General features: G+C 67.4%; 22 protein-coding genes. 21 read left to right on the top strand and 1 reads right to left on the bottom strand.

Annotated elements, in window-relative coordinates:
• Window position 1 precedes the first annotated feature (1 nt).
• The 21 genes from rplD (at window position 2) to map (ending at window position 11593) form a co-directional block, all read left to right on the top strand.
• Window positions 2-649, top strand: coding sequence for a 50S ribosomal protein L4 (gene rplD, locus ASG04_RS05930; protein ID WP_056121413.1), 648 nt, complete (start codon window positions 2-4; stop codon window positions 647-649).
• Window positions 646-945, top strand: coding sequence for a 50S ribosomal protein L23 (gene rplW, locus ASG04_RS05935; RefSeq protein WP_056121415.1), 300 nt, complete (start codon window positions 646-648; stop codon window positions 943-945). The genes rplD and rplW overlap by 4 nt, the downstream gene beginning before the upstream one ends.
• A gap of 18 nt (window positions 946-963) precedes the next feature.
• Window positions 964-1803: a 50S ribosomal protein L2 gene (rplB, locus tag ASG04_RS05940; RefSeq protein ID WP_056121417.1), complete on the top strand. Its 840-nt coding sequence runs from the start codon at window positions 964-966 to the stop codon at window positions 1801-1803.
• An 11-nt stretch (window positions 1804-1814) separates the two neighbouring features.
• On the top strand, window positions 1815-2096 hold the full coding sequence (gene rpsS / locus ASG04_RS05945; protein ID WP_017885529.1) for a 30S ribosomal protein S19: 282 nt from the start codon (window positions 1815-1817) through the stop codon (window positions 2094-2096).
• 25 nt (window positions 2097-2121) lie between these two features.
• Window positions 2122-2514: a 50S ribosomal protein L22 gene (gene rplV, locus ASG04_RS05950; protein ID WP_056121420.1), complete on the top strand. Its 393-nt coding sequence runs from the start codon at window positions 2122-2124 to the stop codon at window positions 2512-2514.
• The gene (gene rpsC, locus ASG04_RS05955) at window positions 2514-3329 is read left to right on the top strand and encodes a 30S ribosomal protein S3 (RefSeq protein WP_056121423.1); all 816 of its coding nucleotides are present in this window, start codon (window positions 2514-2516) and stop codon (window positions 3327-3329) included. Before rplV ends, rpsC begins: the two co-directional genes overlap by 1 nt.
• A gap of 2 nt (window positions 3330-3331) precedes the next feature.
• Window positions 3332-3751, top strand: coding sequence for a 50S ribosomal protein L16 (gene rplP / locus ASG04_RS05960; RefSeq protein WP_056121425.1), 420 nt, complete (start codon window positions 3332-3334; stop codon window positions 3749-3751).
• The gene (gene rpmC, locus ASG04_RS17805) at window positions 3751-4071 is read left to right on the top strand and encodes a 50S ribosomal protein L29 (protein WP_056121427.1); all 321 of its coding nucleotides are present in this window, start codon (window positions 3751-3753) and stop codon (window positions 4069-4071) included. The genes rplP and rpmC overlap by 1 nt, the downstream gene beginning before the upstream one ends.
• Window positions 4071-4355: a 30S ribosomal protein S17 gene (gene rpsQ, locus ASG04_RS05970; protein WP_056121429.1), complete on the top strand. Its 285-nt coding sequence runs from the start codon at window positions 4071-4073 to the stop codon at window positions 4353-4355. Before rpmC ends, rpsQ begins: the two co-directional genes overlap by 1 nt.
• 35 nt (window positions 4356-4390) lie before the next feature.
• A complete protein-coding gene (gene rplN / locus ASG04_RS05975; protein ID WP_056121432.1) occupies window positions 4391-4759 on the top strand; it encodes a 50S ribosomal protein L14 in 369 nt (122 codons plus the stop codon).
• 3 nt (window positions 4760-4762) lie between these two features.
• Window positions 4763-5122, top strand: coding sequence for a 50S ribosomal protein L24 (rplX, locus tag ASG04_RS05980; protein WP_056121433.1), 360 nt, complete (start codon window positions 4763-4765; stop codon window positions 5120-5122).
• Complete coding sequence (gene rplE / locus ASG04_RS05985) at window positions 5122-5727, top strand: 50S ribosomal protein L5 (protein ID WP_056121438.1); 606 nt, start codon at window positions 5122-5124, stop codon at window positions 5725-5727. The genes rplX and rplE overlap by 1 nt, the downstream gene beginning before the upstream one ends.
• A 153-nt stretch (window positions 5728-5880) precedes the next feature.
• Entirely contained in the window at window positions 5881-6279 is a 399-nt protein-coding gene (gene rpsH, locus ASG04_RS05990) for a 30S ribosomal protein S8 (RefSeq protein ID WP_056121440.1), read from the top strand.
• 6 nt (window positions 6280-6285) lie between these two features.
• Entirely contained in the window at window positions 6286-6822 is a 537-nt protein-coding gene (gene rplF, locus ASG04_RS05995; RefSeq protein WP_056121442.1) for a 50S ribosomal protein L6, read from the top strand.
• A 2-nt stretch (window positions 6823-6824) separates the two neighbouring features.
• On the top strand, window positions 6825-7202 hold the full coding sequence (gene rplR / locus ASG04_RS06000; protein ID WP_056121443.1) for a 50S ribosomal protein L18: 378 nt from the start codon (window positions 6825-6827) through the stop codon (window positions 7200-7202).
• A complete protein-coding gene (gene rpsE, locus ASG04_RS06005) occupies window positions 7199-8053 on the top strand; it encodes a 30S ribosomal protein S5 (protein ID WP_056121444.1) in 855 nt (284 codons plus the stop codon). Before rplR ends, rpsE begins: the two co-directional genes overlap by 4 nt.
• A complete protein-coding gene (gene rpmD, locus ASG04_RS06010) occupies window positions 8053-8238 on the top strand; it encodes a 50S ribosomal protein L30 (RefSeq protein ID WP_082517835.1) in 186 nt (61 codons plus the stop codon). Before rpsE ends, rpmD begins: the two co-directional genes overlap by 1 nt.
• Window positions 8235-8699 (top strand): 50S ribosomal protein L15, encoded by a 465-nt coding sequence (gene rplO, locus ASG04_RS06015; RefSeq protein ID WP_056121445.1) that lies wholly within the window; start codon window positions 8235-8237, stop codon window positions 8697-8699. The genes rpmD and rplO overlap by 4 nt, the downstream gene beginning before the upstream one ends.
• A gap of 145 nt (window positions 8700-8844) precedes the next feature.
• A complete protein-coding gene (secY, locus tag ASG04_RS06020) occupies window positions 8845-10167 on the top strand; it encodes a preprotein translocase subunit SecY (RefSeq protein WP_056121446.1) in 1323 nt (440 codons plus the stop codon).
• Window positions 10164-10754: an adenylate kinase gene (locus ASG04_RS06025; protein WP_056121449.1), complete on the top strand. Its 591-nt coding sequence runs from the start codon at window positions 10164-10166 to the stop codon at window positions 10752-10754. Before secY ends, ASG04_RS06025 begins: the two co-directional genes overlap by 4 nt.
• Before the next feature lie 5 nt (window positions 10755-10759).
• Entirely contained in the window at window positions 10760-11593 is an 834-nt protein-coding gene (map, locus tag ASG04_RS06030; protein ID WP_082517836.1) for a type I methionyl aminopeptidase, read from the top strand.
• 70 nt (window positions 11594-11663) lie between these two features.
• On the opposite strand, the gene ASG04_RS06035 is transcribed toward map, so the two are convergent.
• Window positions 11664-12842 carry an LCP family protein gene (locus tag ASG04_RS06035; protein ID WP_235515449.1) on the bottom strand — a complete coding sequence of 393 codons (1179 nt, stop codon included), beginning with the start codon at window positions 12840-12842 and terminating at the stop codon, window positions 11664-11666.
• Between the last annotated feature and the right edge of the window lie 312 nt (window positions 12843-13154).

Consider the following 13154-nt stretch of genomic DNA (forward strand, 5'->3'; position numbering starts at 1 on the left):
CATGGCCACCACGATCGACATCCTCGACGCCTCGGGTGCCGTCTCCGGCACCGTCGAGCTCCCCGCAGCTCTCTTCGACGTCGAGACCAACGTCCCGCTGATCCACCAGGTCGTCACCGCGCAGCGCGCAGCGTCGCGTCAGGGCACGCACAAGACCAAGAACCGCGGCGAAGTCCGCGGTGCCGGTCGCAAGCCGTTCAAGCAGAAGGGCACCGGCCGTGCCCGTCAGGGTTCGGTCCGCGCGCCGGAGCACACCGGTGGTGGCGTCGTCCACGGACCGACCCCGCGTGACTACTCGCAGCGCACCCCCAAGAAGATGATCGCCGCAGCACTGCTCGGCTCGCTCTCGGACCGCGCCCGCGGTGGCCGCATCTCCGCTGTGGAGGGCTTCGTCGCGGCCGAGGTGCCGTCGACCAAGACCGCCCGCACGCTCCTCGAGAAGGTCGCGCCCGTCAAGAACGTGCTCGTCGTGCTCGAGTCGGACGACGAGCTGACGCTCAAGTCGATCCGCAACCTGCCGAACGTCCACGCCCTGTCGTACGGCCAGCTCAACGCCTACGACGTCCTGGTGTCGGACGCCATCGTCTTCAGCAAGAGCGCCCTCGACGCCTTCATCGCGTCGAAGACCGTGAAGGAGGTCACCGCATGAGCGGCTTCAACAAGGACCCGCGCGACATCATCATCTCGCCGGTCGTCTCGGAGAAGAGCTACGGCCTCATCGACCAGGGCAAGTACACGTTCATCGTGGACCCCCGTGCGAACAAGACCGAGATCAAGCTCGCGATCGAGAAGATCTTCAACGTCAAGGTCGCCGGCATCAACACGCTGAACCGTCCTGGCAAGACCCGCCGCACCAAGTTCGGTCTGGGCAAGCGCAAGGACACCAAGCGTGCCATCGTGACGCTCAAGTCCGGTTCGATCGACATCTTCACGGCTGTCGGCTGAGGACCAGAGGGATAAATCATGGCTATTCGTAACTACAAGCCGACGACCCCGGGTCGTCGTGGCTCCTCGGTCTCCGACTTCGCCGAGATCACCCGTTCGACCCCGGAGAAGTCCCTGCTTCGTCCGCTGCCGAAGACCGGTGGCCGCAACAGCTCGGGCCGCATCACCACCCGCCACATCGGTGGTGGCCACAAGCGCCAGTACCGCGTGATCGACTTCCGTCGTCACGACAAGGACGGCGTGGACGCCAAGGTCGCGCACATCGAGTACGACCCGAACCGCACGGCGCGCATCGCGCTCCTGCACTTCGTGGACGGCACCAAGCGCTACATCCTCGCTCCGAACAAGCTCAAGCAGGGCGACGTCATCGAGCAGGGCGCCGGCGCCGACATCAAGCCCGGCAACAACCTGCCGCTGCGCAACATCCCCGTGGGTACGGTCATCCACGCGATCGAGCTCCGCCCCGGTGGCGGCGCCAAGCTCGCGCGTTCGGCCGGTGCCTCGGTGCGACTCGTCGCCAAGGACGGTCCCTACGCGCAGCTCCGTCTGCCGTCGGGCGAGGTCCGCAACGTCGACGCCCGCTGCCGCGCCACGATCGGCGAGGTCGGCAACGCCGAGCAGTCGAACATCAACTGGGGCAAGGCCGGCCGCATGCGCTGGAAGGGCGTCCGCCCGACCGTCCGTGGTGTCGCGATGAACCCGGTCGACCACCCGCACGGTGGTGGTGAGGGCAAGACGTCCGGTGGCCGTCACCCGGTCAGCCCCTGGGGCCAGTCCGAGGGCCGCACGCGCAAGTCGAACAAGCCGAGCGACAAGCTCATCGTCCGTCGCCGTAACGCCGGCAAGAAGCGCAAGTAGGAGTTCAGAAGATGCCACGCAGTCTGAAGAAGGGCCCCTTCGTCGACGAGCACCTGCTCCGCAAGGTCGTCACGCAGAACGAGGCCAACACGAAGAACGTGATCCGTACGTGGTCGCGTCGTTCGATGATCGTCCCGAACATGCTCGGTCACACCATCGCGGTGCACGACGGGCGCAAGCACATCCCGGTGTTCGTCACCGAGTCGATGGTCGGTCACAAGCTCGGCGAGTTCGCGCCGACCCGTACCTTCCGCGGCCACGTGAAGGACGACAAGAAGGGCCGTCGCCGCTAGGGCGGCGACGCAGAGGAGGAACGAAATGGTGGAGTCGATCGCACGCGTGCGACACATCCGCGTCACGCCTCAGAAGGCCCGTCGCGTCATCGAGCTGATCCGCGGCAAGCAGGCCCACGAGGCGCTCGCCATCCTGAAGTTCGCCCCGCAGGGCGCTTCGGAGCCCGTGTACAAGCTGGTCGCCTCGGCGATCGCCAACGCACGTGTCAAGGCGGACTCGACGAACAGCTTCCTGGACGAGCGCGACCTCTACGTGAGCCGCGTCTTCGTCGACGAAGGAACGACCCTCAAGCGGTTCCAGCCGCGTGCCCAGGGCCGTGCCTTCCGGATCAACAAGCGCACCAGCCACATCACGGTGGTCCTCGCGACCCCTGACGAGGCCGAGGCCGCCGCGACGAGCAAGAAGGCGAGCAAGTAATGGGCCAGAAGGTCAACCCGTACGGCTTCCGTCTCGGGATCACGACGGACCACGTCTCGCACTGGTTCACCGACAGCACGAAGGTCGGCCAGCGCTACGCCGACTACGTCGCCGAGGACATCAAGGTGCGTCAGTACCTGAAGAAGACCCTCGACCGTGCCGGCGTCGCCCGCATCGAGCTCGAGCGCACCCGTGACCGTGTCCGCGTGGACATCCACACGGCGCGTCCGGGCATCGTCATCGGCCGCCGCGGCGCCGAGGCCGAGCGCATCCGCGGTGAGCTCGAGAAGCTCACCAAGAAGCAGATCCAGCTCAACATCCTCGAGGTCAAGAACCCCGAGACCGAGGCCCAGCTCGTCGCGCAGGGCATCGCCGAGCAGCTCTCCGCCCGTGTCGCGTTCCGTCGTGCCATGCGCAAGGGCCTGCAGGGTGCACAGCGCGCCGGTGCGAAGGGTGTCCGCATCCAGGTCGCCGGCCGTCTCGGCGGCGCCGAGATGTCGCGCTCGGAGTTCTACCGTGAAGGCCGTGTGCCGCTGCACACCCTCCGCGCGAACATCGACTACGGCTTCTACGAGGCGCGCACCACCTTCGGTCGCATCGGCGTGAAGGTCTGGATCTACAAGGGCGACATCACCAACAAGGAGCTCGCTCGCGAGCAGGCGAACCAGCGTTCGTCTCGCCCGGAGCGTCGCGGCGGCCCTCGTGGCGACCGCAACGACCGTGGTGACCGCGGTGACCGTCGCGGCGGCGACCGCGGCGGCCGCGAGCAGCAGGCCCCGCAGGACGCGCCGGCCGGCGCAGGAGTTGAGGCGTAACCATGCTTATCCCCCGTCGAGTCAAGCACCGCAAGCAGCACCACCCGAAGCGCTCGGGTCAGGCCACCGGTGGCACCAAGGTCTCCTTCGGTGACTACGGCATCCAGGCCCTGACCCCCGCCTACGTGACCAACCGTCAGATCGAGTCCGCTCGTATCGCCATGACGCGGCACATCAAGCGTGGCGGCAAGGTGTGGATCAACATCTACCCGGACCGTCCGCTCACCAAGAAGCCTGCTGAGACCCGCATGGGTTCCGGCAAGGGTTCGCCCGAGTGGTGGATCGCGAACGTCAAGCCGGGCCGTGTGCTCTTCGAGCTCTCCGGCGTGAGCGACGAGGTCGCTCGCGAGGCACTCACCCGTGCCATTCACAAGCTGCCCCTCAAGGCACGCATCATCAAGCGCGAGGAGGGCGACGCATAATGGCGATCGGTTCCAAGGAGCTCCGTCCGACGGAGCTCGACACGTTCGAGAACGAGCGTCTCGCTGACGAGCTGAAGAAGGCCAAGGAGGAACTCTTCAACCTCCGTTTCCAGTCGGCCACCGGCCAGCTGGAGAGCCACGGTCGACTTCGTGCCGTCAAGCGCGACATCGCCCGGATCTACACCGTCCTGCGTGAGCGCGAGCTCGGCATCCGTGCCACTCCTGCGCCCGTCGAGACCGCAACCAAGGCCAAGAAGTCGACGAAGAAGGCTGACAAGCCCGCCGCGTCGGCCGAGGCCGAGACCGCCGAGGAGAACTGATGGCGAACGAAGAGAAGGACTCCGCCGCCCTCACCCGCGGCTACCGCAAGACGCGCCGCGGTTACGTGACCAGCGACAAGATGGACAAGACCATCGTCGTCGAGGTCGAGGACCGCGTGAAGCACGCCCTCTACGGCAAGGTCATCCGCCGCACCTCCAAGGTGAAGGCGCACGACGAGGCCGGTTCGGCCGGCATCGGCGACCTCGTCGTGATCAGCGAGACCCGTCCCCTCAGCGCCTCCAAGCGCTGGCGCCTGGTCGAGATCCTCGAGAAGGCCAAGTAGGCCCCCGGGCCCGCTTGGGGAAATAGGAGACAGCAGTGATTCAGCAGGAATCCCGCCTGAAGATCGCCGACAACACGGGTGCCAAGGAGATCTTGACCATCCGCGTGCTCGGTGGTTCGGGTCGTCGCTACGCCGGACTCGGTGACGTCATCGTCGCCACCGTCAAGGACGCGATCCCCGGCGGCAACGTGAAGAAGGGTGACGTCGTCAAGGCGGTCATCGTTCGCACCAAGAAGGAGACCCGTCGCAACGACGGCTCCTACATCAAGTTCGACGAAAACGCGGCAGTGATCCTCAAGGCCGACGGCGACCCGCGCGGAACGCGCATCTTCGGGCCGGTCGGTCGTGAGCTTCGCGACAAGAAGTTCATGAAGATCATCTCGCTCGCGCCGGAGGTGCTGTAAGCCATGGCGAACATCAAGAAGGGTGACCTCGTCCAGGTCATCACGGGCGCGACGCAGGAGCGTGGCGGCGACCGTGGCAAGCAGGGCAAGGTCATCGAGGTCCTCAAGGACAAGAACCGTGTCGTCGTCGAGGGCGTGAACTTCGTCACGAAGCACGTCCGCGTCGGCCAGACGCAGCGTGGTTCGAAGACGGGTGGCATCGAGCAGCACGAGGCTTCGATCCACGTCTCGAACGTCGCGATCGTCGACCCCAAGACGAAGAAGCCGACGCGCGTCGGCTTCCGCACCGAAGAGGTGGAGAAGGACGGCGTCAAGAAGACCGTCCGCGTCCGCTACGCCAAGAAGTCTGGTGAGAAGCTCTGATGACTGACACGACTGCCGCGACGACTGAGGCTGAGTCGACGACCAAGCCCCAGCCGCGCCTCAAGCAGAAGTACAAGAACGAGATCAAGACGGCGCTGACCGAGCAGTTCGGGTACGGCAACGTCAACCAGGTCCCCGGCCTGGTCAAGGTCGTCGTGAACACCGGTGTTGGCGAGGCCGCTCGCGACTCGAAGATCATGGACGGGGCCATCAAGGACCTGACCGCGATCACGGGTCAGAAGCCCCAGGTCACGATGGCCCGCAAGTCCATCGCGCAGTTCAAGCTGCGCGAGGGACAGGCCATCGGCGCACACGTCACCCTGCGTGGCGACCGTGCGTGGGAGTTCCTGGACCGCCTGCTCTCGCTGGCGCTCCCCCGTATCCGCGACTTCCGTGGTCTCAGCGACCGCCAGTTCGACGGAAACGGCAACTACACCTTCGGTCTCACGGAGCAGAGCGTGTTCCACGAGATCGACCAGGACCGGATCGACCGTGTCCGCGGGTTCGACATCACTGTCGTGACCACCGCGAAGACGGACGACGAGGGGCGCGCACTGCTCAAGCAGCTGGGCTTCCCGTTCCGCTCGGGCGAGCAGACGGTCTAAGCTACATCGGGCGACGCGGGCCGGAGGATGCAAGTCCTCCGGCCCGCACGCACGAACACACAGACCTCGGGGATTCGCTCCGGGGTCACTCGATCGCTCAGGTCGGCATTCGTGGAACGGGTGTCGAAACCAGGCGGAGAACGGAATCACATCATGACGATGACCGATCCGGTCGCAGACATGCTGACCAGATTGCGGAACGCGAACTCGGCGCACCACGACGCCGTCTCGCTTCCGAGCTCCAAGCTCAAGACGACCATCGCCGACATCCTCAAGCGCGAGGGCTACATCAGCGAGTGGAAGGTGGAGGACGCCCGCGTGGGCAAGACCCTCACCATCGAGCTGAAGTACGGCCCCGAGCGTGAGCGTTCGATCGCCGGCATCAAGCGCGTCTCGAAGCCCGGCCTCCGGGTCTACGCGAAGTCGACGGAGATCCCCCAGGTCCTCGGTGGCCTCGGCGTGGCGATCCTCTCGACCTCCTCGGGGCTCCTGACCGACCGCGAAGCCGAGAAGAAGGGCGTGGGTGGGGAAGTCCTCGCCTACGTTTGGTGATCGAACATGTCTCGAATCGGACGTCTCCCCATTGACATCCCCGCTGGCGTGACCGTCTCTGTGGACGGCCAGAACGTCGCGGTCAAGGGCCCGAAGGGCGAGCTCGCGCTCGTCATCGCCGAGCCCATCCAGGCCAGCGTCGAGGAGAACCAGGTCCTCGTCACGCGTCCCGACGACGAGCGCACCTCGCGCTCGCTGCACGGCCTGACCCGTACCCTCATCGCGAACCAGATCATCGGCGTGACCCAGGGCTACTCCAAGGGCCTCGAGGTCGTCGGTACCGGTTACCGCGTCCAGGCGAAGGGCTCGAACCTCGAGTTCGCGCTCGGGTACTCCCACTCGATCACGGTCGAGCCGCCGGCGGGCATCAGCTTCGCCGTCGAGGGCAACAACCGGGTCACCGTCAACGGCATCGACAAGCAGGCCGTCGGCGAAGTGGCGGCCAACATCCGCAAGCTGCGGAAGCCCGAGCCCTACAAGGGCAAGGGTGTCCGTTACGCCGGCGAGAACGTGCGCCGCAAGGCCGGAAAGTCAGGTAAGTGATCATGGCCATCGGAACTCGTACCCGAGTCAAGAGCAAGGCGGCCGCCAAGGCCCGCCGCCACAACCGTCTCCGCAAGAAGATCACCGGCACCGAGGCTCGTCCGCGTCTCGCCGTCACCCGTTCGGCACGCCACGTGTTCGTCCAGGTCATCGACGACACCAAGGGTCACACCCTGGCCAGCGCGTCGACGATGGAGGCCGACCTCCGTGCGTTCGACGGCGACAAGACCGCCAAGGCACGTCGTGTCGGCGAGCTCCTCGCCGAGCGTGCGAAGACCGCCGGCGTCGACGCCGTCGTGTTCGACCGCGGTGGTAGCAAGTACGCCGGTCGCGTCGCCGCGATCGCCGATGGTGCCCGTGAAGGAGGGCTGAACCTGTGAGCGACATCGCGAACAACAGCAACGCCGAGGAGACCCCGGCCGTCGAGGAGACGACCGAGGCCGCCAGCGCTGCGACGACCGAGGCCACCAGCGCCGAGGCGACCGAGGCCACCAGCGCCGAGGAGACCCCCAGCACTGACGAGACCCCGAAGGCCGACGCCAAGGCGGAGGCTGCTGCCCCCGTCGCCGAGCGTCCGGTCGAGACCGCTGCGGGCTCCGCGTCGAACAACCGCGACTCCGCCGACAACCGTGGCCGTCGTGGTGGCGGTCGTGACCGTCAGCAGGGCCGCGACCGCGACAAGCGCGGTGGCGACAGCCAGTTCCTCGAGCGCGTCGTGACCATCAACCGCGTCTCCAAGGTCGTCAAGGGTGGTCGTCGCTTCAGCTTCACCGCGCTCGTCGTCGTCGGTGACGGCAACGGGCTCGTGGGCGTCGGCTACGGCAAGGCCAAGGAGGTCCCCACGGCGATCTCCAAGGGCGTCGAAGAGGCGAAGAAGAACTTCTTCCGCGTCCCGCGCGTCGGCAACACGATCCCGCACCCGGTGCAGGGCGAGGCCGCAGCCGGCGTCGTGCTCCTGCGTCCGGCGGCTGCCGGTACCGGTGTCATCGCCGGTGGTCCGGTCCGCGCCGTGCTCGAGTGCGCCGGCATCCACGACGTCCTGAGCAAGTCGCTCGGTTCGTCGAACACCATCAACATCGTGCACGCCACGGTCGAGGCCCTCAAGCAGCTCGAGGAGCCCCGCGCCGTCGCCGCACGTCGTGGCCTCGACGTGGACCACGTCGTGCCGGCTCGCCTCCTGAAGGCCGAGGCGGCAGCACGTGCCGCAGCGACCGAGAAGGCAGGTGCCTGATGGCCATGCTGAAGATCACGCAGACGAAGTCCGTCATCAGCGAGAAGCAGTACCAGCGCGACACGCTCCGCAGCCTGGGTCTCAAGCGCATCGGCCGTACGGTCCTGCGCGAGGACAACTCCCAGAACCGCGGGTACATCGCGACGGTGGCGCACCTCGTGAAGGTCGAGGAGGTCGACGCATGAGCGACGAGAAGAACGAGCGCGTCCAGATCCTGAAGGTGCACCACCTTCGTCCGGCCGCAGGCTCCAAGAAGGACCGCACCCGTGTGGGTCGCGGTGAGGGCTCGAAGGGCAAGACCGCGGGCCGCGGTACCAAGGGCACGAAGGCCCGTTACCAGGTCCGCGTCGGCTTCGAGGGTGGGCAGATGCCGCTGCACATGCGCACCCCGAAGCTCCGCGGGTTCAAGAACCCGTTCCGCGTCGAGTACCAGGTCGTGAACCTGGACAAGCTCGCGGAGCTCTACCCGAACGGTGGCGACGTCACCGTTGCTGACCTCGTCGCCAAGGGCGCGGTCCGCAAGAACGAGAAGGTCAAGGTTCTCGGTCAGGGTGACATCAACGTGAAGCTCACGATCACGGTCGACAAGGTCTCGGGCTCCGCCCAGGACAAGATCGTGGCTGCGGGCGGCACCGTCACCGAGTAGTCCCGTCGGCGGCCCGTGCATTGCGCACGGGCCGCCGTTACGGTTTCCTNCCAGCGGACCCGGGCCACGCGGTCGGCGCTTCCGGCCACGGGCGGTTCCGCCCGGCACGATCGGCAAGACCGGTCCCCAGAAGTTCGGAGTTCTCGTGTTCAGAGCGGTCGCGCGCATCATGCGCACCCCCGATCTTCGGAAGAAGATCGGCTTCACCCTCGCGATCATCGCGCTGTTCCGCCTGGGGTCCTACATCCCGGCCCCGTACGTCGACTACACGGCGGTGCAGACCTGTCTGGCGAGCGCCTCGTCCTCCGGCGGGCTCTACGACCTGATCAACCTGTTCTCCGGCGGCGCGCTGCTGAAGCTCTCGGTGTTCGCGCTCGGGATCATGCCGTACATCACGTCGTCGATCATCGTGCAGCTGCTGCGCGTGGTGATCCCGCACTTCGACGCCCTCTACAAAGAAGGCCAGACCGGTCAGGCGAAGCTGACCCAGTACACGCGCTACCTCACCATCGCGCTCGGTGTGCTGCAGTCCACCACCCTGATCACCGTCGCGCGCTCCGGTCAGCTCTTCGGCACGAACGCCAGCGCCTCCTGCTCGTCGATCATCTCGAACGACAGCTGGTACGCGATCATGCTCATGGTCGTCACCCTGACCGCCGGTACCGGCCTCATCATGTGGATGGGTGAGCTCGTCACCGAGCGCGGCATCGGCAACGGCATGTCCCTGCTCATCTTCACGTCCATCGCAGCGCAGTTCCCCTCCGCGCTCTGGCAGATCGAGCAGTCGCAGTCCTTCGAGCTCTTCCTGTTCGTCATCCTGGTCGGCCTGGTCATCATGATGGCCGTCGTGTTCGTCGAGCAGTCGCAGCGGCGGATCCCCGTGCAGTACGCCAAGCGCATGGTGGGGCGTCGTACCTTCGGCGGCAACAACACGTACATCCCGATCAAGGTGAACATGGCCGGCGTCGTGCCCGTCATCTTCGCGTCGTCCCTGCTGTACCTGCCGGCCCTGGTCGCGCAGTTCAACCAGCCCTCCGACGGCTCCGCGCCGGCGGCGTGGGTGACCTGGATCCAGAGCAACCTGACCTCGGGCGACAACTGGTTCTACATGGTCCTGTACTTCCTGCTCATCGTCGGCTTCACGTACTTCTACGTCGCGATCACCTTCAACCCCGAAGAGGTCGCCGACAACATGAAGAAGTACGGCGGGTTCATCCCGGGCATCCGTGCCGGTCGCCCGACGGCCGAGTACCTCGACTACGTCCTGACTCGGGTGACGTTGCCCGGTTCGCTCTACCTCGGTCTCATCGCGCTCATCCCGCTGGCAGCACTGGCGCTGTTCGGCGCGAACCAGAACTTCCCGTTCGGTGGCGCGAGCATCCTCATCATCGTGGGTGTCGGTCTCGAGACCGTGAAGCAGATCGACTCGCAGCTGCAGCAACGTCACTACGAAGGGCTTCTCCGTTGAGCGCACGTCTCATCATCGTCGGACCTCCCGGAGCCGGGAAGGGCACGCAGGCCGGACGCATCGCCGAGTCCTTCGGCATCCCGGCGGTGTCGACGGGGGACATCTTCCGCAAGAACGTGTCGGAGGGCACCCCGCTCGGGGTCCAGGCGAAGGCGATCATGGACGCCGGGGACTACGTGCCGGACTCGCTGACGAACGAGCTCGTAAAGGCCCGCCTGAACGAGACCGACGCCGAGAGCGGGTTCCTGCTCGACGGGTACCCGCGGACCGTCGGCCAGGTCGAGTACCTCGACGGACTGCTCGCCGAGCAGGGGACCGGCATCGACGCGGTCATCCGACTCGTGGCAGACCAGGACGCCCTGGTGGGGCGCCTGCTCAAGCGCGCCGAGCAGCAGGGCCGCAGCGACGACAACGAGGAGACGATCCGTCGTCGCCAGCACGTCTACGTCGAGCAGACCGCGCCGATCGTCGACGCCTACCAGCAGCGCGGTCTCGTGGTCGAGGTCGACGGTCTCGGCGGCATCGACCAGGTGGGCGACCGGATCCAGTCCGCGCTCGCGTCCCGCGGGCTGACCGCCGGCGTCTGACCCGCGTGGTCCGCTTCCGCAAGCCCTCGATCTACAAGGCGCCGGACGAACTCCGCGCGATGGTGCGGCCCGGTCTGCTGACCGAGGCCGCGCTCGTCGCGGTGCGCGCCGCGATCCGCCCGGGCATCACCACGGGCGAGCTCGACGCGATCGCCGAGCGCACCATCCGCGACGGCGGCGGCATCCCGAACTTCCAGCTCGTGCCCGGCTACCGGCACACCCTGTGCGTGTCGGTCAACGACGAGATCGTGCACGGGATCCCCGGTGAGCGGGCACTGCAGCCGGGGGACCTGGTGTCGGTGGACGCCGGTGCCGAGGTCGACGGCTGGAACGGCGACAGCGCGTTCAGCATGGTCGTCCCCGGCGGCGACGCCCCGGTGACGGCCGCGCGGCAGCGGCTCACGGACGTCACCGAGCGGTCCCTGTGGCACGGCATCGCCGCGCTCTCCCGCGCCGCGAACCTCAACGAGGTCGGCGACGCGGTCGAGGACGCCGTCGACGAGACCGGGACCTGGGGCATCGTCGAGGACTTCACCGGGCACGGCATCGGACGGTCGATGCACGAGGACCCGCCCGTCTTCAACTACCGCATCCGTGGCGCGGGCCCGTCGGTGCGCCCCGGGTTGGTCGTCGCGATCGAGCCGATGGTGACCGCGGGGTCGATCGACAGCTCGACGGACGACGACGACTGGACCGTCCGGACCCTGGACGGGTCCGACGCCGCCCACTGGGAGCACAGCGTCGCCGTGCACGCCGGGGGCGTCTGGGTCCTCACGGCCAGCGACGGCGGCGCGTCCGGCCTGGCCCCGCTGGGTGTGACGCCGGTCCCGATCCCGTAGGTCGGGCCTCCCGTCCGGATCGTCGGCGACAGCCGGCTTGGAGGCCCGCAACGGGCCCGCCCCGTCGGTGTCAGTTGCCGACGGAGCAGGTCTCCTCGGCCGCGCTCTGCCCGGTGATCGTCGACGGCAGCGCCGTGGCCGACGCCGACGGTGCCGCTGCGGCCGGTGAGGACGCCGCGGCCGAGGGCGTGTCGCTCGGTGTGCTCGGTGCCGCGCTGTCGCCGGTGCCGCTCGCGGTGCCGGCTTCTTCGGACGCGCGCCCGGTCGACGAGTCGCCGAGCGTCGTCCTCTGGTCGGTCTGCAGGGCCAGGTTCAGCGCATGGGCGGCGTCCTGCGAGACGAGCACGTGGGCGGGGTCGTCCGGGTCGTCGATCACCGGGTACTGCACGAACAGCATGTTCGACGTGTTCATGCCGCGCAGTGCCGACGCCAGCCCGACGAGGGTGCGGGTCTGGGCGAGACCGTCGGAGAGCGTCATGTTGGAGAGCGCGGCGCCGGCGAGCTTGTACAGCGTGACGGGGTTGGAGAGCGTGCCGTCCGACGTGACCTTGCGGAGCAGGGCGGAGAGGAACACCTGCTGGGAGCTGATGCGGGCGAGGTCGCTGCCGTCCCCGACGCCGTGCCGGCTGCGCAGGAAAGCAAGTGCGTCCTGACCGGCGAGCGTGTGCTGCCCGGCAGCGAGCTGCAGGCCCGTGTAGGAGTCGTTGATCGGCTTCGCGACGCAGACGTCGACCCCGCCGACCGCGTTCGACATCTCGATCACGCCGTTGAAGGTGATGAGTCCCGCGTAGGGGATGGTGAGCCCGGTCAGGTTCTCGACGGTGTCGACGACGCAGGACACACCGCCGTGCCCGAGCGACTCGTTGATGAGCTGCGAGCTGACCGCGGGGTAGGTGGTCCCGGTCTGCGGGTTCGTGCACGCCGGGATCGGCACCTTCAGGTCACGCGGGAAGCTCACCGCCGTCAGCTGCTGGTGGTCCTGGGAGACGTGCACCAGGATCGTGACGTCGTTGCGAGCGCCCTCGACGTCCTCGTCGGAGTCGAACTGGCCGACTCGGGTGTCGCTGCCGATGAGCAGGATGTTGGCACCGCCCTTGATCGCCGTGATGTCAGCGGTCTTCGCGGTGCTCTGGTCGTCCTTGCTCAACTGCACCGTGTGCGGGGCCGTCGCGAGCTGGGCGCCCGCGATGGCGGCGACGCTGGTGCCGCTGACGAGCACGACCGCGAGGGCCGAGGCGACGACCGACACCAGGGTCGTCCAACCGCGACGGCGCGCGAGACGTCCGTGACGGGCGATCGTCCGCGGTGGGCGGGTGGCTGGCAAAGGGTCTCCGTTCGGCAGGATGCGTTGCCACCGTAGGGCCGGCGACCGCTCCGTCCCCCGGAGCACGCCGTGGAACCACTGTGGAACGCTGGAGGCCCCTTCAGGAACACCCCAGCTCTGGGGGAGCCGCGCGTGCACTTGGCAAACGGGCGGCTGTCCCATAAGATCGATCTTTGGTGTGCCATGCCCTGACGGGTGCGGCGCCCGACCCGCAGACCGGCTCGGGGATCACACCGG

Source organism: Curtobacterium sp. Leaf183 (assembly GCF_001424385.1).
GTDB lineage: Bacteria > Actinomycetota > Actinomycetes > Actinomycetales > Microbacteriaceae > Curtobacterium.

What these genes read in the sequence shown, in the direction of transcription:
- rplD (WP_056121413.1), top strand. Translation starts at nt 2, where the DNA reads ATGGCCACCACGATCGACATCCTCGACGCCTCGGGTGCCGTCTCCGGC.
- rplW (WP_056121415.1), top strand. Translation starts at nt 646, where the DNA reads ATGAGCGGCTTCAACAAGGACCCGCGCGACATCATCATCTCGCCGGTC.
- rplB (WP_056121417.1), top strand. Translation starts at nt 964, where the DNA reads ATGGCTATTCGTAACTACAAGCCGACGACCCCGGGTCGTCGTGGCTCC.
- rpsS (WP_017885529.1), top strand. Translation starts at nt 1,815, where the DNA reads ATGCCACGCAGTCTGAAGAAGGGCCCCTTCGTCGACGAGCACCTGCTC.
- rplV (WP_056121420.1), top strand. Translation starts at nt 2,122, where the DNA reads ATGGTGGAGTCGATCGCACGCGTGCGACACATCCGCGTCACGCCTCAG.
- rpsC (WP_056121423.1), top strand. Translation starts at nt 2,514, where the DNA reads ATGGGCCAGAAGGTCAACCCGTACGGCTTCCGTCTCGGGATCACGACG.
- rplP (WP_056121425.1), top strand. Translation starts at nt 3,332, where the DNA reads ATGCTTATCCCCCGTCGAGTCAAGCACCGCAAGCAGCACCACCCGAAG.
- rpmC (WP_056121427.1), top strand. Translation starts at nt 3,751, where the DNA reads ATGGCGATCGGTTCCAAGGAGCTCCGTCCGACGGAGCTCGACACGTTC.
- rpsQ (WP_056121429.1), top strand. Translation starts at nt 4,071, where the DNA reads ATGGCGAACGAAGAGAAGGACTCCGCCGCCCTCACCCGCGGCTACCGC.
- rplX (WP_056121433.1), top strand. Translation starts at nt 4,763, where the DNA reads ATGGCGAACATCAAGAAGGGTGACCTCGTCCAGGTCATCACGGGCGCG.
- rplE (WP_056121438.1), top strand. Translation starts at nt 5,122, where the DNA reads ATGACTGACACGACTGCCGCGACGACTGAGGCTGAGTCGACGACCAAG.
- rpsH (WP_056121440.1), top strand. Translation starts at nt 5,881, where the DNA reads ATGACGATGACCGATCCGGTCGCAGACATGCTGACCAGATTGCGGAAC.
- rplF (WP_056121442.1), top strand. Translation starts at nt 6,286, where the DNA reads ATGTCTCGAATCGGACGTCTCCCCATTGACATCCCCGCTGGCGTGACC.
- rplR (WP_056121443.1), top strand. Translation starts at nt 6,825, where the DNA reads ATGGCCATCGGAACTCGTACCCGAGTCAAGAGCAAGGCGGCCGCCAAG.
- rpmD (WP_082517835.1), top strand. Translation starts at nt 8,053, where the DNA reads ATGGCCATGCTGAAGATCACGCAGACGAAGTCCGTCATCAGCGAGAAG.
- rplO (WP_056121445.1), top strand. Translation starts at nt 8,235, where the DNA reads ATGAGCGACGAGAAGAACGAGCGCGTCCAGATCCTGAAGGTGCACCAC.